This is a genomic window from Phenylobacterium immobile (ATCC 35973), from assembly GCF_001375595.1.
GTDB classification, from domain to species: Bacteria; Pseudomonadota; Alphaproteobacteria; order Caulobacterales; family Caulobacteraceae; genus Phenylobacterium; species Phenylobacterium immobile.
In genome coordinates this window covers 1667708-1685866 of sequence record NZ_CVJQ01000001.1, presented here as the reverse complement: position 1 = coordinate 1685866, position 18159 = coordinate 1667708, and the positions used below count along the sequence as shown (strand labels likewise).

Annotated in this window: 26 protein-coding genes, 1 tRNA gene and 1 pseudogene; 12 read left to right on the top strand and 16 right to left on the bottom strand. The window is 65.9% G+C overall.

The window, feature by feature from the left end; translation table 11 throughout:
- Positions 1–65 precede the first annotated feature (65 nt).
- The 7 genes and pseudogenes from BN1313_RS17090 to BN1313_RS08180 form a co-directional block, all read right to left on the bottom strand.
- Positions 66–362 (bottom strand): annotated as a pseudogene (locus BN1313_RS17090) (HNH endonuclease signature motif containing protein); the annotation flags it as partial.
- A complete protein-coding gene (locus tag BN1313_RS08210; RefSeq protein ID WP_091738914.1) occupies positions 359–730 on the bottom strand; it encodes a hypothetical protein in 372 nt (123 codons plus the stop codon). The pseudogene BN1313_RS17090 and the gene BN1313_RS08210, both read right to left, overlap by 4 nt.
- A 10-nt stretch (positions 731–740) precedes the next feature.
- The gene (locus tag BN1313_RS08205) at positions 741–1304 is read right to left on the bottom strand and encodes a hypothetical protein (protein WP_091738911.1); all 564 of its coding nucleotides are present in this window, start codon (positions 1302–1304) and stop codon (positions 741–743) included.
- 260 nt (positions 1305–1564) lie between these two features.
- Positions 1565–2653, bottom strand: a complete 1089-nt coding sequence (locus tag BN1313_RS08195; RefSeq protein WP_091738905.1) for an AAA family ATPase — start codon at positions 2651–2653, stop codon at positions 1565–1567.
- Positions 2598–2876: a hypothetical protein gene (locus tag BN1313_RS08190; protein ID WP_091738902.1), complete on the bottom strand. Its 279-nt coding sequence runs from the start codon at positions 2874–2876 to the stop codon at positions 2598–2600. The genes BN1313_RS08195 and BN1313_RS08190 overlap by 56 nt, the downstream gene beginning before the upstream one ends.
- The gene (locus tag BN1313_RS08185; protein ID WP_091738899.1) at positions 2876–3346 is read right to left on the bottom strand and encodes a RusA family crossover junction endodeoxyribonuclease; all 471 of its coding nucleotides are present in this window, start codon (positions 3344–3346) and stop codon (positions 2876–2878) included. The genes BN1313_RS08190 and BN1313_RS08185 overlap by 1 nt, the downstream gene beginning before the upstream one ends.
- Complete coding sequence (locus tag BN1313_RS08180; RefSeq protein ID WP_141653103.1) at positions 3343–3801, bottom strand: hypothetical protein; 459 nt, start codon at positions 3799–3801, stop codon at positions 3343–3345. Before BN1313_RS08180 ends, BN1313_RS08185 begins: the two co-directional genes overlap by 4 nt.
- A 77-nt stretch (positions 3802–3878) precedes the next feature.
- Here BN1313_RS08180 and BN1313_RS08175 point away from each other — a divergent pair, with 77 nt between their 5' ends.
- Positions 3879–4064: a hypothetical protein gene (locus BN1313_RS08175; protein ID WP_091738893.1), complete on the top strand. Its 186-nt coding sequence runs from the start codon at positions 3879–3881 to the stop codon at positions 4062–4064.
- Between the two features lie 132 nt (positions 4065–4196).
- Here BN1313_RS08175 and BN1313_RS08170 read toward each other — a convergent pair whose 3' ends face one another.
- Together BN1313_RS08170 and BN1313_RS08165 are read right to left on the bottom strand one after the other, a co-directional pair.
- Positions 4197–4382: a hypothetical protein gene (locus tag BN1313_RS08170; protein ID WP_091738890.1), complete on the bottom strand. Its 186-nt coding sequence runs from the start codon at positions 4380–4382 to the stop codon at positions 4197–4199.
- On the bottom strand, positions 4379–4591 hold the full coding sequence (locus BN1313_RS08165; RefSeq protein ID WP_091738887.1) for a hypothetical protein: 213 nt from the start codon (positions 4589–4591) through the stop codon (positions 4379–4381). Before BN1313_RS08165 ends, BN1313_RS08170 begins: the two co-directional genes overlap by 4 nt.
- 86 nt (positions 4592–4677) lie before the next feature.
- Here BN1313_RS08165 and BN1313_RS08160 point away from each other — a divergent pair, with 86 nt between their 5' ends.
- Positions 4678–5388, top strand: a complete 711-nt coding sequence (locus BN1313_RS08160) for a LexA family protein (protein ID WP_091738884.1) — start codon at positions 4678–4680, stop codon at positions 5386–5388.
- A 29-nt stretch (positions 5389–5417) separates the two neighbouring features.
- Positions 5418–5777: a hypothetical protein gene (locus BN1313_RS08155; protein WP_091738881.1), complete on the top strand. Its 360-nt coding sequence runs from the start codon at positions 5418–5420 to the stop codon at positions 5775–5777.
- Here the strand turns inward: BN1313_RS08155 and BN1313_RS08150 are convergent.
- Positions 5753–6058, bottom strand: coding sequence for a hypothetical protein (locus tag BN1313_RS08150; protein WP_091738878.1), 306 nt, complete (start codon positions 6056–6058; stop codon positions 5753–5755). The genes BN1313_RS08155 and BN1313_RS08150 overlap by 25 nt on opposite strands.
- A 121-nt stretch (positions 6059–6179) precedes the next feature.
- On the opposite strand from BN1313_RS08150, the gene BN1313_RS08145 reads away from it, so the two are divergent.
- The 8 genes from BN1313_RS08145 (at position 6180) to BN1313_RS08110 (ending at position 10015) form a co-directional block, all read left to right on the top strand.
- Complete coding sequence (locus BN1313_RS08145; RefSeq protein WP_091738875.1) at positions 6180–6419, top strand: hypothetical protein; 240 nt, start codon at positions 6180–6182, stop codon at positions 6417–6419.
- Between the two features lie 3 nt (positions 6420–6422).
- Entirely contained in the window at positions 6423–6731 is a 309-nt protein-coding gene (locus tag BN1313_RS08140; protein WP_091738872.1) for a hypothetical protein, read from the top strand.
- Positions 6731–7102 (top strand): hypothetical protein, encoded by a 372-nt coding sequence (locus BN1313_RS08135; protein WP_091738869.1) that lies wholly within the window; start codon positions 6731–6733, stop codon positions 7100–7102. The genes BN1313_RS08140 and BN1313_RS08135 overlap by 1 nt, the downstream gene beginning before the upstream one ends.
- A 279-nt stretch (positions 7103–7381) precedes the next feature.
- Positions 7382–7630, top strand: coding sequence for a hypothetical protein (locus BN1313_RS08130; RefSeq protein ID WP_091738867.1), 249 nt, complete (start codon positions 7382–7384; stop codon positions 7628–7630).
- Between the two features lie 37 nt (positions 7631–7667).
- Positions 7668–8567, top strand: coding sequence for a hypothetical protein (locus BN1313_RS08125; protein ID WP_091738864.1), 900 nt, complete (start codon positions 7668–7670; stop codon positions 8565–8567).
- Between the two features lie 25 nt (positions 8568–8592).
- Entirely contained in the window at positions 8593–8778 is a 186-nt protein-coding gene (locus tag BN1313_RS08120) for a hypothetical protein (RefSeq protein ID WP_091738861.1), read from the top strand.
- Positions 8775–8966: a hypothetical protein gene (locus tag BN1313_RS08115; protein WP_091738858.1), complete on the top strand. Its 192-nt coding sequence runs from the start codon at positions 8775–8777 to the stop codon at positions 8964–8966. Before BN1313_RS08120 ends, BN1313_RS08115 begins: the two co-directional genes overlap by 4 nt.
- On the top strand, positions 8963–10015 hold the full coding sequence (locus BN1313_RS08110; RefSeq protein ID WP_176695944.1) for a tyrosine-type recombinase/integrase: 1053 nt from the start codon (positions 8963–8965) through the stop codon (positions 10013–10015). Before BN1313_RS08115 ends, BN1313_RS08110 begins: the two co-directional genes overlap by 4 nt.
- 48 nt (positions 10016–10063) lie before the next feature.
- Here the strand turns inward: BN1313_RS08110 and BN1313_RS08105 are convergent.
- The 6 genes from BN1313_RS08105 to BN1313_RS08080 form a co-directional block, all read right to left on the bottom strand.
- Positions 10064–10138: transfer RNA gene (locus tag BN1313_RS08105), tRNA-Glu, on the bottom strand.
- 79 nt (positions 10139–10217) lie between these two features.
- Positions 10218–12041 (bottom strand): single-stranded-DNA-specific exonuclease RecJ, encoded by a 1824-nt coding sequence (recJ, locus tag BN1313_RS08100; RefSeq protein ID WP_091738853.1) that lies wholly within the window; start codon positions 12039–12041, stop codon positions 10218–10220.
- A 4-nt stretch (positions 12042–12045) separates the two neighbouring features.
- Complete coding sequence (gene glpX / locus BN1313_RS08095) at positions 12046–13002, bottom strand: class II fructose-bisphosphatase (RefSeq protein WP_091738850.1); 957 nt, start codon at positions 13000–13002, stop codon at positions 12046–12048.
- 49 nt (positions 13003–13051) lie between these two features.
- Positions 13052–14344, bottom strand: a complete 1293-nt coding sequence (locus BN1313_RS08090) for a homoserine dehydrogenase (protein WP_091738847.1) — start codon at positions 14342–14344, stop codon at positions 13052–13054.
- Entirely contained in the window at positions 14341–15561 is a 1221-nt protein-coding gene (locus tag BN1313_RS08085) for an LL-diaminopimelate aminotransferase (RefSeq protein ID WP_091738844.1), read from the bottom strand. The genes BN1313_RS08090 and BN1313_RS08085 overlap by 4 nt, the downstream gene beginning before the upstream one ends.
- A gap of 122 nt (positions 15562–15683) precedes the next feature.
- Positions 15684–16154, bottom strand: coding sequence for a hypothetical protein (locus tag BN1313_RS08080; RefSeq protein ID WP_091738840.1), 471 nt, complete (start codon positions 16152–16154; stop codon positions 15684–15686).
- Between the two features lie 246 nt (positions 16155–16400).
- On the opposite strand from BN1313_RS08080, the gene phaC reads away from it, so the two are divergent.
- Positions 16401–18158, top strand: coding sequence for a class I poly(R)-hydroxyalkanoic acid synthase (phaC, locus tag BN1313_RS08075; RefSeq protein ID WP_091742513.1), 1758 nt, complete (start codon positions 16401–16403; stop codon positions 18156–18158).
- Position 18159: the final 1 nt, after the last annotated feature.

The following is an 18159-nucleotide window of genomic DNA, read 5'->3' as shown; positions in this document are numbered from 1 at the left end:
CCATGCCTGTGGACCCCGCGAGCGCCGCTTGCGCCCACCCTCTGGCGCGCATTCCGCATGTTCTCGCCCTGCGTGACCTCTCGCAGATTGGCGATCCGGTTGTTCAAGCCGTCGCCGTCAATGTGGTCGATATGACATTTCGGCCATCGCCCGTGATGCAGCGCCCAAGCGACGCGGTGCGCCTTCAGCCGACAGCCAGTGCCCCAACTGACATGACGATAGCTGCCGGTGACCGCGCCCGCGATGTGGCCCGCCGGTGCGTTGGGGCTTCGCCACACGCGCCACGTCAAATCCCCGGTCTCCGGGTTGTAGGCCAGGCGCTCGTGCAGGAGTTCAATCGATGGCGCGTACCACTGGCTCATGCGGCCTCCCTGCGATAGCTGGCGTCGTACCTTGACCTGACAGTGTCGATAGAGCCGCCGAGCTGCTGAGCGACGTGCTGCCAGAGGACGCGGCCATCGCGGGTGCAGCGGGCGATGACGGCCTCGGGGGAGTGCGCTTCGGGCGCTGCGTAGACGACCTCAGTCGGCGCCGGAACGCGGTCGTAGCGATAGTTCGCGCCGGGCCGCCGGACCGACTCGTAATCCAGCTCGCGACGGCACAGCGTGGCCTGGCTCTCGACGGCCAGAACCGAGCGGAACAGCACCCGCGCGATGTCGTGGTAAGGCAGGCCGATCTTGTCCATTTCGACCAGCTGGTTCTTCTCGTGGGTGGTCCATGGGCGAGCCATCGCAGCCTCCTCAGAACGGGATCGGATCGCCGTCCTTCAGCCACTCGGACGACGTCTCGAGGGTCGAGGAGGCTTTGAACGTGGCGCCGGGGAAATGGACCTTCGCGAGCGCCAGGCTCTCCGGAACGAAGGAGCCGATCAGGTAGCCAATCTCGTCGAGCGTGTAGACGCTGCGGTTTCGGCCATCGGCGACCAGCTGCGTCGCCTCGTCCGTCGTGCGGACCAGCACGGCGACCTGACCGCTAGGCAGCAGCCATTCCGCCAAGATCGTCGGCGAGAGCGGGCGGTGTCCCTGTTCGGCGGCGACGGCGCTGAGCTTGTTCCAGCCGCGGATCAGGCCGGCCGCCCGATCGCGCACCGCCTGGATCTGATCGGCCGTCAGCCGCTCGGTTTCCCACGCGATCCGGTGAGCCTCGCTGAACATGGCCTGTTGCTGACGCAAGGCCACACGCCAGTCGTCGCCCACGATCATCGGGAGACGCTCGGCTCCCCAGATCGTCGTCGCTTCCTTGCGGGCAGCTTCGACGCCATCGAACAGCGCCTGCAGTTCACCGGCGTCAGTGGGTGATGGCATGGTCGCCTCCCTTTGATTTTTGGTCGGCCCTCGGGGGCATGACCGCCGACTTCCACGGCGCGGCTTGCCCCTGTAAGGGGTGGAAGTCGTGGAAGTCTGGAAGTCCTTTGTTTTCAACGACTTGCGAAGCCACTTCCACGAACATCCCGTGGAAGTCGTGGAAGTGGGCCGAAAATTCCGCGTAACCCATTGAACCTGTTGCACTTCCACCACTTCCATAGAGCCCCGTGGAAGTCGTGGAAGTCATGGAAGTGGGGTTTTCAGGACGCATCGGAGACGGCCTCCGCATGCACCCGGCGGACCGTCAAAGAGCCACGATCGACCGTGGAAATGATGACCAGATGGTCGCCAGAACGGCGCACCAGGCCCATCTCGCCGACGATCAGATCCTTGGTCTTGTTGACCTTGAAGCCGGTCTTCACGGGGTCGAGGCCGCGCGCAACGGCGTCGAGCGCGCCGGCCTTTTCTGGCGTCGTGTGGCCGTTCAGGAGGCAGACGCGGACCAGCTCAGCGGCGATCTTGTCGAGTCGGATTTCCCGCTCGCTCGCCGCCTTCATGGTCTGCTGAATGCTCGAGCCCTCGTCTTCCTGACGGAGCGGCGAGTAGCGCAGGACGCCGATGTTATCGGCCGGCCGCACCTTGTCGGCGTTGTCGATGTTGACGCCGAGCTTCTGCCACCAGTGGGGCTCTGCCGACATCAGGCCCATGTTCGCTTTGGCGTCGTCGAACCGGACGTAGCGGACCCGCTCACGGGCGGGGATGCCGTAGTCCTGGGCGTCCTTCGACGTCATGCTGAACATGGTCGCGATAAACCGGGCGACGCCGATGATCGGCCCGCCGCCGCGCATGGCGTTCATGTCGCCGGCGGCTGTGTCGGAGTTGGCGGCCTTGGGCGTGTGGTGGAGGAACAGGACCGCGCAATTGCAATCGTTGGCGATCTCGCGAAGGACCGCACCGACCGCGTGGAAGCCCTCGGTGTCTTCCTTCACGCCATGGATCTCGATGAGCGGGTCAACGATGAAGAGCGTGAAGCCGCCTTCGACGATGCGGCGCTTGATCAGGTCGACGTCAGGCGAGCGCTGAATTTCACCGCTGCGCGCATCGATCCGCACCAGGGTCAGCCGCTCGTCTAGGCCTGAGTTGTAGGCTACGCGGCGGGCCGCCTCGGCCTCACCCACGCCCATCTCAATGCAGGCCGCCAGGTAACGCCGGCTCAGCTCGTCGCGCGGCTCTTCGCCATTGAACAGCCAGGCCTTGCCGCCGCCGCCGGGGACGGGCTTCCACGGCCCGAACTCAAGGTCGAGGCCGTAGGCGATAGCGATCTGGAAGCTGAAGGTCGTCTTGCCCATCCTCCTCCGCGAGCTCCAGCCGGCGCACCGCGATCAATTCGTCCAGCGGCTCGCGATATGCGGCCGGGTAGTCGAGCGGCCTGGCGTCAAGCCAGCGTTCGAACTCGTCGAGGTCGGCGGGCAGGATCGCGCCGTCGACGCGGTCTTTCAGGTCGGCCCAAAGGTCGGCCTTCTTCGCGCCGTACGACGACGTGCCGCTCAGGGCCTTCAGAAGCGCGCCCATCAAGCCGCCCTCGCATAGGAGAGCATCAGGGTCGCGGACAGCGACGGCGCGTCTTGGCGGATCGTCACATCGACGCCAGCCTTTGCGGCGTAGATCTTGCCGGCGTTGATCCAGCAGATCTGCGCGTCGTCCTTGAAGGCGACGCCGTTGCAGCCGTCGAGGACGGCCTTCACGATGTTGTCGAGGTCCGGCTTCTTCGCCGGGGCGACTTCGCCCGCCAGCATGGATGCGACGGCCTTCTTGGACGCAGACGCCGGCGGCGCGATGCGAACCAGCACGTTGATCTCGAGCGCGCCTTCCAGCGGATCGCGGGCTCCGAGGGCGACGTGCGCGGCGTGAGCGACCAGCCCCTCGTAAGAAGCCGTCTTGGCGTCGGTGTAGAGCCGCACGCCCGCGCCGAACCGAGTAGCGCGCGGACGGCCCTTCCCTCTCGGGTTGCCGGGGATCGTGAAGGCGAGCGGATTACTCATCGAGCATCGTCCGGCTCGCGCCGATCAGCGCCCAGCACATGATCCGCTGACCAACTCGATCCAGCGTCACCCCTCGCCGGCTCAGCCAGCGGCCCAGCGAGTAGAGCGACCAACTCAAAGGCGCGCGCCTCCAAGCTGACAAAGGTATCGCGACGGGTGGCGGCGTGCTCTCGAGCTCGCTCGGTTTCATGGATGATGTCCTGGAGGAAGTCGGCGTAGGAGCGGCCGGTGACGGCCTCGCCGAGCGCCATGATGAGGGGCCAGCCCTCGGCCTGGATCGCCTTGGTGATCGTCCGCTCGCTGGCGTGACCCTTGATCAGGTTCGTCGCCGTGGACGGATCGACGCCCCACTTGCGGGCGACCGTTTTTGCCGTATCGCGCGGCCAGCGTTTGCGGACGAACTGCGCCAGCAGCTCGCCCATCGATCGGTCGAAAAGTTGCCTATCGCGGGGCATGAAATCCGACAGCTCCATCGTCATGGTTGGGACACCAGAACGACGGCGCCAGCGGCGCTCAGGAGCGACGACGACAGATGGAGGACCGGGGACTTAAGGCGATCGAGATCGCAATCGAGCACGCGGCCAGGGCTGGCCGACTGAGAAGCTACGTGATGAAGAACGGCGAGGGGCTTGCAGGCCTCCTTCGCCTTGCAGACAGTGAGAGCAGCCTGGCGCGTCTGGCGCTGGGCGACGCGACGAGACTGACGGCGAGCCACTGAGCCCGCAGCGAAGAACAGGCCGACGCCACAGCTGGGGAGCTGGGCGCCGGCCTTTTGCGCGTGGACTGGGGGGGCGTCAGCCGCGCAATCACCCGCTCGACGGGGGTGGGTGTGAGGGTCGGGCGCCATGGCTTAACCTGCCGCCCGCTTTGCAATGCCTTGCGCGTGAGCGTCAGGCGGCGGCGATAGGTAAGCTTCGAACTTCAGCGCCAGCAGCAGCGCCCAAGCGGCGCGCTTCTCCCAGGTTTCATTCTCGCCCCGAAGGACAACCTGAACGGCCTGTGCCAGCGCGAACTTACGCGTTTCGACGTCGCTCATGCCGCAGCGTCGCGCTTCTGAGCAGCGGCTTCCTCAACCGCCGCTCGCACCCGCACCATGCTGTCGTACCGGGCGCCGGTGACGCTGCCATTTTTCCAGCGCGTCCAGGTGGAGCGGTCGATGCCGGCCTGGGTGAGGATCTGGTCGATCGGCACGCCCGCTGTACGCAGGGCGCCCTCGATCTCGATGATTTCGTTTTGCAGCGTCATGGTTGGCGAATATGTGCGTTTCTGCACCCGCACGCAAGGCAGAAATGCACACCGACATGTGCGCCGCAATTCTGCACATAGGGGGCATGAGCGATTACAAGGTCGCGGCGGTGGCCTACCTCCGCGATGTGATTGAGAAAACTGGCAAAACCGCGAGCGAGCTGGCGGACCTAGTGGGCATCTCGCACACCACTTTCACGCGCCCATTGAAGAACGCGGATTATAAATACGCGATCAAGTTTCCGACGATCCAGCGGCTTGCCGAGATGACGAACGTGCCGCTACCGCCGAACCTAGCGAGCGGCGCCGGGCGCGCCCCTACCAGCTCAGATCCGCGCATCGTCCCGCAGTTCCTTGGCGTCCGATATAGGGTCCGCGCCGGGCTATGGCAGGAGATGGACTCCGAAGAAGCGCCGGAACAGATCGACTACGCCGTGGCGCCGAGCCACCGATACGCCGATTGGCCGCAATGGCTTGAGCGGGTCGAGGGCGACAGCGTCAATCAGAAAATACCCCATGGGCACTACGCCCACGTCGTGGACGCCCGGGCGATGGGCTACTCACCGAAGACCGGGGATTGGGTCGTGGTCGAGCGTCACCGCGACCAGGGCGCGATCCGCGAGCGGACCATCAAGCAGGTCGAGATCACCGAAACTGGCGCCGTCGTCTTGTGGCCGCGGTCTGACAATCCGAAGTGGTCGGCGCCGGTTGATCTGCTGCTAGGCGCCCGCCAAGACGAAGATATTGAGGCCTTCATCGTCGGCCTGGTGATCGGCGCCTACAACCCAGCCTTTTGACCCTGTCGCGTTCGGCCTTATGGTGAACCATGTTTGACGGATCAGGCTATGTGACGACGACGCACGGCATTGTCCGGTTCGATCGCCTCAACACCTTCGCGCAAGGATACGTCGTCGCCAGTTCGGAAGTCTGGCCTGCGGGCCTTGGCTTTCAGAACCTCGCGCCAGAAACTCTGCGGGCGATCCTGCGCGACTGCCAGGCCTTCGAAGCTGAGAACCCCGACGCTTCCGGGGCGGAGTTTTGGGCGTTGCGCAACTCCGACCTTGAGCCGGATGACAGGTTTCCGCCCCTCGCCTACTTCGTCGAGAACGGCCAGCTGCACCTGATGGAAGGCACGCTCGACCACTTGGCCGAAGGCGATCCTTACGCGAACGACGACGAGGACTGATCCGGGTCGTTGTGAAAGCTGACAGCCTCTGTGCTGGCCAGGACCGCTAGGCGAAACCAGAAGCCGGCGGCGTCCTTCTCCTCCGCGAACAGATAGTCCGGATCGCTGTGCGACGGGACGAATCCCTCATCCATCGCCTTCTGGATCGGCCCCAGGTCGCGGGCCGGGTCGGCGTGGTCGAGTAGCCGGCCGACCAGCAGCCTGAGCGCCGTGGCGTTGTCCGCGTGCTCGACCAGCTCGTCAGCGGCGCGGCCAGGAATTTCGATGAAATAGCGGTACACGCCCCACCATACCGAAGGCCGCCGCGCGTCGTCACATCAAGAAAAGTGCATTCCCGCACATTATCCGCTTGCACTGTTCCGTGCATTCCTGCACGTTCTCCCAACACCAGGGAGCAACGAAATGCCCGCCACCACGAACACCAGGGAGAAGGCTAGCCGCACCGCGGTCATGACCAACCCCTACAGCGTCTTCGGTTCGACGCCTCAGAGCTACGTCGTCCGCCGCGCCAAGTCGCGCGCGACCGGCGCCGTCGAAGTCCGCTTTCATGTGCCCGGCTGGCGCGCCATGGCCGCCGCCTCGATGGAGGCGGCCGTCCGCAAGGTCGAAAGCCACCCCGGCTTCGTTCGCTGGGAGGCCTGAGCGATGAGCGCCCAAGCCACCTTCAGCTTCGAGATCGAGATCGCGTTAGACGGCTCGGTCGAACCGTACCGCCCGGCGACCTACTGGGAGCCCGCGGAAGGCGGCCAGGTCGAAGACCTCGCCGTCACCGACATCGGCGCGATTGACGCCAAGCGCGTGAACGGGACGACGGTTTACCGGACCCGCAGCCTCCTCGACGGCATCGACCGCAACGACCCCGCGATCCAAAGGCTCTTCGACAACATCCTCGAGATGCACCGCGAAGACGCTGAGTACGCACTGTGCGCCGAAGACGAACGGCGGGCGGCGTGATGGCTGTCTGGAAGCAAAACCCCGACCTGATGCAGCGCCTGATCGCGGCTCAGAACGCTCTCACCACGCCCATCGACATCGTCACTTTCGCAGGCATGTGCGGCAGCCGCGAAGAGCTGCTGGCCCACGTCTTGCGCTACGAGACGCCGAAGCCCCTTCCGCTCGACCGCCTGTTCTGGATCGTCACGCCGGACCTCGATGTCGTCGAGGTCGCTCACCACGACGACGCCTCGTTCTGGTACGGCCGCACGACGTTCGCCCGCCAGGATGGCGAGCCCGGCTCCTGGGAACCCGACGAGATCGAAGCCTGGGCAGACACCCGCGCCGAGGCTGAAGCGATCGCCGCCCAGCTCATGCAGGAGGCCGCCTGATGGGCCTGCAATACGCCCTCCTCGTCGCCGGCTCCGTCGCGCTCATCGCCGCGCTCGTGCCCGTGCTCACCGCCCTCGCGAACGTGGGGATCCACTGATGCCGTACTTCAAAGCGCAGTTCGACCGCGCGCCGCTGTGGCCGCTCGAGGTCGATGGCATGGCCCGTGTCACTGACGATGGGTTCGTCGTGCGCTGCTACGCCGACAGCGTGCTTGCGCGGAGCCAAAACGCGAGCCCGAGACGATCACGGAGTATATCGTCCGCCGGTCGCAGGAATATTTGACCGAGGGCGTGAACTCGCAAGGTCAGTCGCGCGCCGACCAAAAGCGGGCGGGTCGCGATAGCTACAACTTCAAGGACGAGACGACCCGCGTCGCCTTCCTCATCGATAAGCGCCTGAACGAAGAGATCGAGAAGGCCATGAAGTTGGCGCTCGCAACAGCGAACGACGCCATCACGAACGGGCTGAAGTCCGCCGTCGCCTTCGAGCTGAACAAGATCAACGCCAAGCTCAAAGCCGCGACCTGATGCGCCCCTTCCCCGACACCAGGAGGACTGCATAGCCATGTCCGCTGAGAGCTATATCGTCTCGCTAGTAAACCCCGGCCTCATCCCGATCGAGGCGGTCACCACGATGGGCGTTAGCGCCAAGGAGGGTGACAACCCCATTGGCTTCTTTGGTACTGGCCTAAAGTACGCCATCGCGGGATTGCTCCGAACTTCTCACACAGTCACCATTTGGCGCGGTCTCGATCGCTACGACTTCACGACCGAAAAGGCGCAGGTGCGCGGCAAGTCGTTCGACTTCATCCACATGGCCGGGCCGGATGGATCGGAACGACTCGGCTTCACCACCCATCTCGGGGCGCATTGGGAGACGTGGCAGGTCTTCCGCGAGCTGTATTCCAATTGCCTGGATGAAGGGGGCGAACTCTACACGTCTGAGGTTGAGCCCGCCGAAGACCACACGACTGTTTGGGTTCATGGCGCGGCTTTCGCGGAGGCGGCGCGCGAGCGGCACCTCTATTTCCTTGAAGGAGAGCCGCTCTACGCTGGCACGCTAGCGGAAGTGCATCGCGGCACGGGTAACGGGATTTACTACCGCCGGGTTCTGGTTGGTCGCCTGCCGAAGGCTGGGGCGTTCACATACATCCTAACCGCCGGTGTCACCCTCACAGAGGACCGAACCCTTAAGGACAGTTACATCGCGGAGTCGTGGATCGGCCACACGCTCGCCCACTGCACTGACGCGGCCATCCTCGGTGATGCCCTCACGGCCACCCAAGCGTTCGAGGGCGGCCTTTCCTATCACTCGCCTTGCACCGAGTTCGCTGAGGCGGTCCTCGATCTCTGCGAGCGGAAGGGGACGGGCGCTGTTGCTGAAGCAGCCGTTGCAGCTGCCGAGACCTGGGCGCAGCGCGAAGCCCGCGTGAAGTCGGTCCCGCTCGGGCCACGATCCCGATAGCGATTGGCGGATCGTTGACGGCGTGATGCTGACAGTCGCCATCAAGCCTGGGCACGAGAAGCGTTGGCGAGCCTATGTGCCTGTGGCCCGCGCCGCCATCAAGGCGATGCGCGAGCCGACCGAGGCTGTCCTAGAGGTAGACGAGTGGACCGGCGGCGATCTGTGGCGTCTGTCGATCGACGCCGCTCTCAGCCAGGGCGACGAGAGATGAGCGCGCGCGCCTCGATCAAGACCGCCGACCTGAACCGCGCCGTGAAGGTGGCGTTGGCGCACGGCTGTGTCGTCGAGGTGCATGGCGACCGCATGCTCATCTTGCCAAAGCCCGCCAATGAGGCGCTACCCTCCGCGACCGACGAGGACGCCGAGGCGCAATGGGACCGAGATCTAGGCCTGCAATGAAGCGGCTTCCGTTCCTGAAGTCCTACCAGGACCGCCACGGCAAGATGCGCCACTACCTGCGGAAGCCGGGCGCGGTGCAGATCGCCCTGCCTGGCGAGTACGGCTCCAAGGAGTTCATGGACGCCTATTGGGCCGCCTGCGAGAACGCGCCGAAGCGCGAGATCATGTCGCCGAACCCGCCGCCGGCCGGTTCGTTCTCACAGCTGATCGAGCTCTACTACCGATCGAAGGCCTTCACTGGCAACGCGGACATCACCCAGCGCACGTACAGGAATGTCCTTGAGAAGTTCCGGGCGGCCCATGGCGACAAGCTCGTCCGCGGCATCCGTCAGCGCCACGTGTCCAAAATTCTCGAAGAGCTAACCGCCAACGCTGAGACGTGGCGCAAGGTCATCCGGATCATCCTGAACCTCGCCGTCGAGCGAGGCTGGATCGACCAGCATCCCATGGCCGGCATGCGGCGCCCTAGGAAGGCCAAGAGCGGCTTTCGTCCCTGGGAAGAGGAAGACATCGCGAAGTTCGAGAAGGTCCACCAGCGCGGCTCACGCGAGCGCTTAGCCCTGACCCTGCTGCTCTACACCGGCCAGCGCCGCAGCGACGTCGTCGGCATGGGCCGTCAGCACGTCGGCAAGGGGCTTATCCGGGTCAAGCAGCAGAAGACCGGCACTGAGCTTTGGATCCCGCTGCACCCTCGCCTGAAGGCTGAGATCGACGCGGCGCCCAAGACCAACATGACGTTGCTGGTGACGCAGTACGACAAGCCCTTCACAGCCGCCGGCTTCGGCAACTGGTTTGCGGATGCGGTGACCGCCGCTGGCCTGCCTGAGGGCTCAGCCTCGCACGGCCTGCGGAAAGCGGCGGCGCGGCGGCTGGCGGAAGCGGGCTGTACGCCTCACCAGATCATGGCCGTCACCGGTCACAAGAACCTGTCGGAAGTCACGCTCTACACGGCGTCTGCGGACCAGCGTCGACTCGCGAAAGAGGCGATGAAAATGGTCGCTGAGAGCGAAGCGGGAACGGACGTGTCTAACCCTGCCCAGACCGGTTAGACAATCGGCCGGAAAAGCTGAATAGTTTCAAATGTCAGGGAAGTCGCGTGGCAGTCCCTAGGGGAGTCGAACCCCTCTCTCCAGGTTGAAAACCTGGCGTCCTAACCGATAGACGAAGGGACCGCGTGCGCGAGGGCGGTTCTATATTCGGCTTCCCGAAGCGGTGCAAGGGCGCGTACCCAGCTTATTTCCCGCAAGCCGTTCAAGCCGTGACGCGCCGTGGATCGGCTATGTCGTCGATCTCGAACTGCACGCCGGCGCGGCCCTGCCAGTCGTCGGCGCGCAGACGGCCTGCGACGTGAACCAGTCCGCCCTCGGCCATCAGTCGTCGACCGACTTCCGAGTCCTCGCAGCGCCAGGCGACGGCCTTCAGGCGGCCGCCGTAGGCGTCAGTCAGGGTGCAACGGACGTGACCGCCGCGCATTGTCATCGCCCGCTCGATCCGCACATCGGTCGCGACAAATGTTGGCTCAGGATTACCGGGGCCGAAAGGCGCCAGCGCCTGGAAGGCGTCGAACAGGGGGCGGTCACAGGCCTGCGCCGTCAGGGCGGCGTCGATCTCCAAGCCATCCAGGCCTTCGGCTTCGATCGCTTCGCCCGCCAGCTGGGCGCAGAGGAAGGCGCGCAACTCCGGCAGGTCCGCAGGACGCACAGTTAGCCCCGCCGCCATGGCGTGCCCGCCGCCGGCCAACAGGAGACCCGCGTCGTACGCCGCCTGCACAGCCCGCCCCAGGTTCATCCCGGGCTGAGACCGGCCCGAGCCACGCCCAACGTCAGCGGCGCGGTCTATGGCCACGACCACCACGGGCTTACGATAGCGCTCGCGCAAGCGGCCAGCGACGATGCCGATCACACCCGGAGCCCAGTCGTCGCCGGCTATCAGGATCATCGGAGCCTCAGCGAGGTTCGTCTCCTGCTCAACCCGGCGGATGGCGTCCTCGATGATCCCTTGCTCGATGGTCTTGCGCTCGACATTCAGCGCGTCGAGCTCTGCGGCTAGCTCAGCGGCCTCCGCAGGATCGTCGGTGGACAAAAGCCGCGCACCCAGGTCGGCGCGCCCGATGCGGCCACCGGCGTTGATCCGCGGCCCCAGAATGAAGCCCGCATGAAACGTGCTGGCGACATCCTCCTCGGCCTGGGCTGTCGCCAGCAACGCCTTGAGCCCTGGATTGCGCCAGGCCGACATGACCCTCAGGCCCTGGGCGGTCAGCGCGCGGTTGAATCCGGTCAGACGGGTGACGTCGCAGATGGCGCCCATCGCGGCCAGATCGAGCCATTGCGTGAGGCGCGGTTCCTCACGCTCGGCGAACAGGCCGCGCCTGCGCGCCTCGCGGTTGAGCGCCGCCAGGAGGACAAAGGTGACCCCGGCAGCCGCCAGATGCCCCTGCCCCGAGCGGCAGTCCGGCCGATTGGGGTTCACCAGGGCGGCGACGGCAGGCGCGGCGCCTTCGCGCATCAGATGGTGGTCGATGACGACGACAGAGAGGCCGATCTCAGCGGCGCAAGCCAGGGCGTCGTGGGCGGCGGCGCCACAGTCGACAGTGATCACCAGGTCGACGCCATCGGCCTTTAGCCGCCTGAACGCGGCAGGCGAAGGACCATAGCCCTCGAGGATCCGATCCGGCACGTAGATCGGGAGTTCCACGCCCATGGCGCGAAACCAGCGGACCAACTGAGCGGCCGAGGCCGCGCCGTCGACGTCGTAGTCGGCGAACACCGTCATCGACCGACCATCCTGTAGCGCATCGATCAGGGTTGCGGCGGCCAGGTCCATGTCGGCGAAGCTTGAAGGGTCGGGAAACTGCGCCTTGAGAGTGGGCGCAAGGAAGATCTCGCCCTCCCCGTCGGCGACGCCGCGAGCGGCCAGGGCGCGCGCCAAGGGCTCCGGCAGGCCCAGCGCCAGCTGATGACGTCGGGTCAGGGCCGCGTCTGCGCTTCGCAGACGCCAGGTTCGGCCGCTCAGCGACCGCGTCACGTCGAGGAATGCGTCCCCTTTCCCAACCTGGGCGTGCGCGGTGTCGTCCATGGCGTCAGAGAGGCTTCTTCATTCGGACTTCGCGGACTGTCTGCGTGGCCGAATTCATGACGATGGAATGGACATGCATGACGCCGCCTCGCACCTGTACGCCGTCCAGAAGCTCGCCATCGGTGACGCCGGTGGCGGCGAAGATGGCGTCCGATTTCACCATCTCGTGGAGGTCATAAATCCGGTCTGGATCGCCAAGACCGAGACGCTTGGCGCGCGCGCGATCGTCGGCGTTGCGGAACGCGAGACGCCCTTGAAACTGGCCGCCGACGCACTTCAGCGCCGCGCAGGCCAGCACGCCCTCCGGCGCGCCGCCCTGGCCGATATAGAGATCGATGCCTGTGCTCGGGTCGGAGGTGGCGATGACGCCGGCGATATCGCCGTCGGCGATCAGGCGCACACGCGCGCCGGCTTCACGGACGGAGGCGATGATGTCCGCGTGCCTGGGCCGGTCGAGGACACAGACCGTCACCTGATCGGCAGGGACGCCCTTGGCGGCCGCGAGGGCGACAACGTTCTGCGCGGGCGTTTTGGCAAGGTCGATCATGCCGGGAGGGTAACCGGGACCGCAGGCGATCTTGTCCATGTAGCCGGCTGCCGCCTTCATGAGCGTGCCCCTGGGCGCCCAAGCCATGACCGTGAGGGCGTTGGGCATCGCCTTTGCGGTGAGGGTCACGCCTTCCAGTGGATCCAGAGCGATGTCGATGCGCCGGGCGCGGCCGCCCGCTCCGACCTTCTCGCCGACGTAGAGCAGCGGCGCCTCGTCCCTTTCGCCTTCGCCAATGACGATTTCGCCATCAATGGCCAGTTCGTTCAGGGCGATCCGCATGGCTTCGACCGCGGCCTGGTCGGCGGCGATCTCGTCGCCGCGGCCCATCTGCCGCCAAGCGGCAATGGCGGCGGCCTCGGTCACACGCACCGCATCCAGCACAAGATTACGGTCGAGAATCTTGTCGGTCATTTCACTCGCCTTACCGGCGACGGTGCGACCGTCGCTCTTTTGGGCTTTTCTAGATTCTAGCGATTCGCAGCAGTCTGGGTGGTTCGACCACGACGGGCAGCTCGGAAATCCGCTCGATCGCCGCCTTCAACACCGACTCCGCCACGGCATGGGTGGTCAGCACGATGGGCACGCCTGCGGCGTTCTCGACAGGCTTCTGCAGGAAGCTTTCGATGGAGACACCGGCCTCGGCCAGGGTTTCGGAGATCACTGCGATCACGCCTGGCTCGTCCTTGACCAGGAACCTCAGATAGGCTCGGCCCATGCTTCGGGCAGGATCCACCGGCGTGAAGGGGGCCAGCTCGCCGGCTGGCTTCTGGAACACCGGCCGCACCGCAGCCGTCATGACATCCGCGATGTCGGCGGCCACGGCCGCAGCCGTCGGCCCCGCGCCGGCGCCAGGACCCTGAACAAAGATGCGACCGATCCGCTGGCCTTCGATGAAGAGCGCATTCAGGGCGCCGCCAGCCTGGGCCAGCGGGTGGCCCGCGGCGACCAGCGAAGGATGCACCCGGACCAGCACGCCGTCCTCCGATCGATCGGCCGAGGCGATCAGCTTCACACGATAGCCCAGGTCGCGAGCCAGACTGATGTCGAGGAGTTCGACCTGCTCGATCCCCTCGATTTCGGCGGCGGCGTAGGTCGGCGCACAGCCAAAGGCGAGCGCCGCCAGGATGGTGATCTTGTGGGCGGCGTCGAAACCGCCGACGTCCATCGTTGGATCGGCTTCGGCATAACCCAGGCGCTGGGCCTCGGCGAGGACGTCGGCGAAGGCGCGGCCGCCCGTCTCCATCTCGGTGAGGATGTAGTTGCAAGTGCCGTTGAGGATCCCGGCGACCGAGCGGACATCGTCACCGACCAGGGCCTCGCGCATGACCTTTACGGCCGGCACGCCGCCCATGACGGCAGCCTCAAACAGAAGCGGAACGTTGTTGGCCTCGGCGAGCGCCGCCAGCTCCGCGCCGTGCTCGGCGATCAGCGCCTTGTTGGCGGTCACGACCGGCTTGCCAGCCTTCAGCGCCGCCTCGACCGCCGCCTTGGCCGGGCCGTCAGAGCCGCCGACCAGTTCAACGAAGATGTCCGTCTCCGGTGAGGTCGCCAGCGCCACCGGGTCGTCGAACCAGGCCATTTGGGAAATATCAACTGGGCGCGAGCGCGAGCGCGAGCGCGCCGAGACGCCCGTGACGACCGCGCGGCCGCCGGCCGGCGCGAAACCGGGCCGTTCCGCCAGGAAGCTGAGGAGACCGCCGCCGACCGTGCCGAGGCCGGCGACGCCGAGGCGCCAGGTCTTCAAATCGCTCATTGAGCCGCCACGCTGTTGTGATGCCGCGCAAGGATATCGTCGGCGTTGGCCAGGAACTTCTTCACGTTGCGCGCCGCCTGACGGATGCGGTGTTCGTTCTCCACGAGACCCACGCGGACGAAGCCTTCGCCGTGCTCGCCAAAACCGACGCCCGGCGCCACGGCCACCCCGGCCTCCTCGATCAGCAACTTGGAGAAGAGCAGCGCGCCCGCGTCCTTGAACTGCTCGGGCACGGGCGCCCAGGCGAACATCGAGGCTGCGGGCGACGGGATATCCCAGCCCGCGCGTTTCATGGATTCCACCAGCACGTCACGGCGGCTCTTGTAGATGCCGCGGATTTCATCGACGCAGTCCTGCGGGCCGTTCAGCGCCGCAGCGGCCGCGACTTGGATCGGCGTATAGGCGCCGTAGTCGAGATAGGACTTCACCCGCGCCAGGGCCGCGCAGATGCGCGCGTTGCCGACCACCATGCCGACGCGCCAGCCGGCCATGGCGTAGGTCTTTGACAACGAGTTCACCTCGACGGCGATGTCTTTCGCGCCTTCGACCTGCAGCACCGACGGCGGCGGGTTATTGTCGAAATAGATCTCCGAATAGGCGATGTCGGAGATCACCAGCATGTCGTGCTTCCGCGCGAGGGCGATGGCGTCCTTGTAGAAATCCAGGTCCACGCACTGCGCGGTCGGGTTCGACGGATAGGACAGGATCAGCACGCTGGGCGGCGGCGCCGAATGCTTCACCGCGCGCGACACGCCGGCCAGATATTCCTCCGGCGAGTGGGCGTTGACGTGGCGGATCACGCCGCCGGCCATGATGAAGCCGTAGGCGTGGATCGGATAGGCCGGGTTCGGGCAGATGATCACGTCGCCCGGCGCAGTCAGGGCCTGGGCGAGGTTGGCGAAGCCTTCCTTGGATCCGAGCGTCGCGATGACCTCGGTGTCGGGGTTAAGCTTCACGCCGAAACGACGGTCGTAGTAGCCTGCCATGGCCTTGCGCAGGCCGCTAATGCCCTTGGAGGCCGAATAGCGGCCGGCCTTGGGGTCGCGGGCCGTCTCGATCATCTTTTCGACGATGTGCTTCGGCGTCGGCATGTCGGGATTGCCCATGCCGAAGTCGATGATATCGACACCGTCGGCGCGCAGGCGCGCCTTGATGCGGTTGACCTCCTCCAACACGTAGGGCGGGAGGCGGCGGATACGGTGAAAATCAGGCGTCATGTGAAAGCTCGTACGCCGCCCTATGCCCAGGCGGCTCTGCGGGAGCTGAAGGTCGAACCTTGGATAGACTTAGGGCCTAAGTCCGCCAAGTAACGGTTGAAGCTTTTTCGCCTCCGCGGGGCCTATCTCTTGACCGGCGGAGGCGGTGTAGCTCGCTTACGGGCGGCGGCCGCGAAGGCTTCGGTGTCCGCCGGCGATGCGGGCGCCGTTTCCGGCGTCTGGCGCCGAGCCTGCGAGGCGAAGTCTTCTGAAGCCGTCAGCGACCAGGATTCCGGCGCGGTTTGCTGCTCGAGCTCAGCGCGCGCCGCCTCAACGCGGGCGGCGGCCATGCCGTACTGCGGCGCGGGCCGCACATCGGTGGGGAGCGGCGGGATGTCTGTGAACTTCGGCATCGGGCGGTCGGTATGCGCAAGCTGCTCAGCCTCGGTCGCCACGGGCGAGCGCACATCCATAGTCCGATCAGCGAACCCCAGGCCGGACTGGACGCTAGCGCAACCGGACATCCCCGCGCCGATCAGCGCGATGGCGGCGAGGACGGTTGTTTGCCGGGTCGAAAAATGGTGGCGGCGCGGGTACATGAGGTCGAAGCTCATAGGCGATCCGCCCGCTCAACGAAAGAGCGTGTCGGGTCGATACAGGATGGCTCTGTGACGAAGAAGACGAAGAAGCGCACCGGGGCCCCCGCTGAGGCCGCGACCGAAGCCGTAAGGGCCGCACGGAAAGCCGCGCGCCGCGCGGCCAAGGCTGCGGCGCCTGCGCCTGCGCCCGAAGCCCTCCAGGTCGAGAATCCGGAGGCGCCATCCTTCGACCCTTTTGTCTTCCCGACTGAACAGCGGGTGATGCTGGAGAGGCTGTCGGCCAATCTCGCCCGCGCTTCTCTGACCGCGCAAGGCGTCTTCGCCGAGATGGCGCTGCGCCAAGCTGACCAGCCGGCCGCGCTGAACCCCGACCCGATGCACGTCGGGCCAGCCCTCAACGAGGTGTTTGGCCGATTAGCGGCCCAACCTGATCGATTGATGCGCGCTCAGGCCGATCTGCTCAGCGGCTACCTTGACCTATGGCGCTCCGCCACCGAGCGGCTGACGACCGGTGAGGCTCGCACCGTCGTCGCGCCGCCCCGCGGCGACCGCCGGTTCTCTGATCCCGACTGGGAGCAGAACCCCGTCTTCGACATGATGAAGCAGTCCTATCTGCTCACGGCCAATTGGATGAACGGGCTGATCTCGGGCGTCGATGGGGTCGAGCCGGAGACCAAACGGCGGGCCGAGTTCTTCGTGAAGATGCTCACCGACGCCTTCTCGCCCTCCAACTTCCTGGCCTCCAACCCGGCTGCGCTGCGCGAAGCCGCCGCAACCGGCGGCGAGAGCCTGGTCAAGGGCATGAAGAATTTCGCCGCCGACGTCGATCGCGGCGGCGGGGCCTTGTCCATCGCCCAGACGGACTATGAGATGTTCAAGGTCGGCGAGAACGTCGGCACGGCGCCCGGTCAGGTGGTCTTCCGCAACGAGATCATCGAGCTGATCCAGTACGCGCCGGCGACCGAGACCGTTCACCAGATCCCGCTGCTGATCTTTCCGCCCTGGATCAACAAATTCTACATCCTCGACCTGCGCCCCGAGAACTCGATGATCCGCTGGCTGACGAGCCAGGGCTTCACGGTCTTCGTGGTCTCCTGGGTGAACCCCGGGCCGGAGCTCGCCGACAAGACCTTGGAAGACTATATGCGCCAGGGCGTCTTCGCCTCCCTGGACGCGGTGCGCGCCCAATGCCGCGTCGAACAGGTCAACACCGTCGGCTACTGCATCGGCGGCACCCTGCTTGGCTCAACGCTCGCCTACATGGCGAAAACCGGCGACGAGCGGATCGCCTCGGCCACCTTCTTCGCCGCCCAACAGGATTTCTCAGAAGCCGGCGACCTCACCTTGTTCGCCAACGAGGAATGGGTGGCCGACATGGAGGCCCGCATGGACGCCGGCGGCGGCGTGCTGTCGGGCAAGGCCATGGCTGACACCTTCAATTCCCTGCGCGCCAACGACCTGATCTGGTCGTTCTTCGTGAACAATTACCTGATGGGCAAGGACCCGAAGCCCTTCGACCTGCTGTTCTGGAACTCCGACCAGACCCGCATGCCCAAGACCCTGCACCTGTCCTATCTGCGAAAATTCTACGGCCAGAACGCCCTCGCCAAAGGCGAGCTTGAGCTCGGCGGGGAGCTTCTGGACCTGCGCCAGGTCAAGACGCCGATCTATGTGCAGTCGGCGAAAGAGGACCATATCGCCCCGGCTCGGTCGGTCTACAGGGGTGCTCGCCTGTTCGGCGGTCCCGTCACCTTCATCATGAGCGGCTCGGGCCACATCGCTGGCGTGATTAATCCGCCGGCGGCCTCAAAATACCAGTTCTGGTCCGCCTCGGGCCTCTCCGAAACGCTGGAGGCGTGGCAGACAAGGGCCGTGGAGACGCCAGGCTCCTGGTGGCCGCACTGGGCCCAGTGGCTCGCCGACCGCTCTGGCCCCCTGGTCGCCGCACGCGATCCGAGCGGCGGGCCGCTCGAGCCGATCACCGCAGCGCCTGGGACCTATGTCCTGGTGAAGTCCTGAC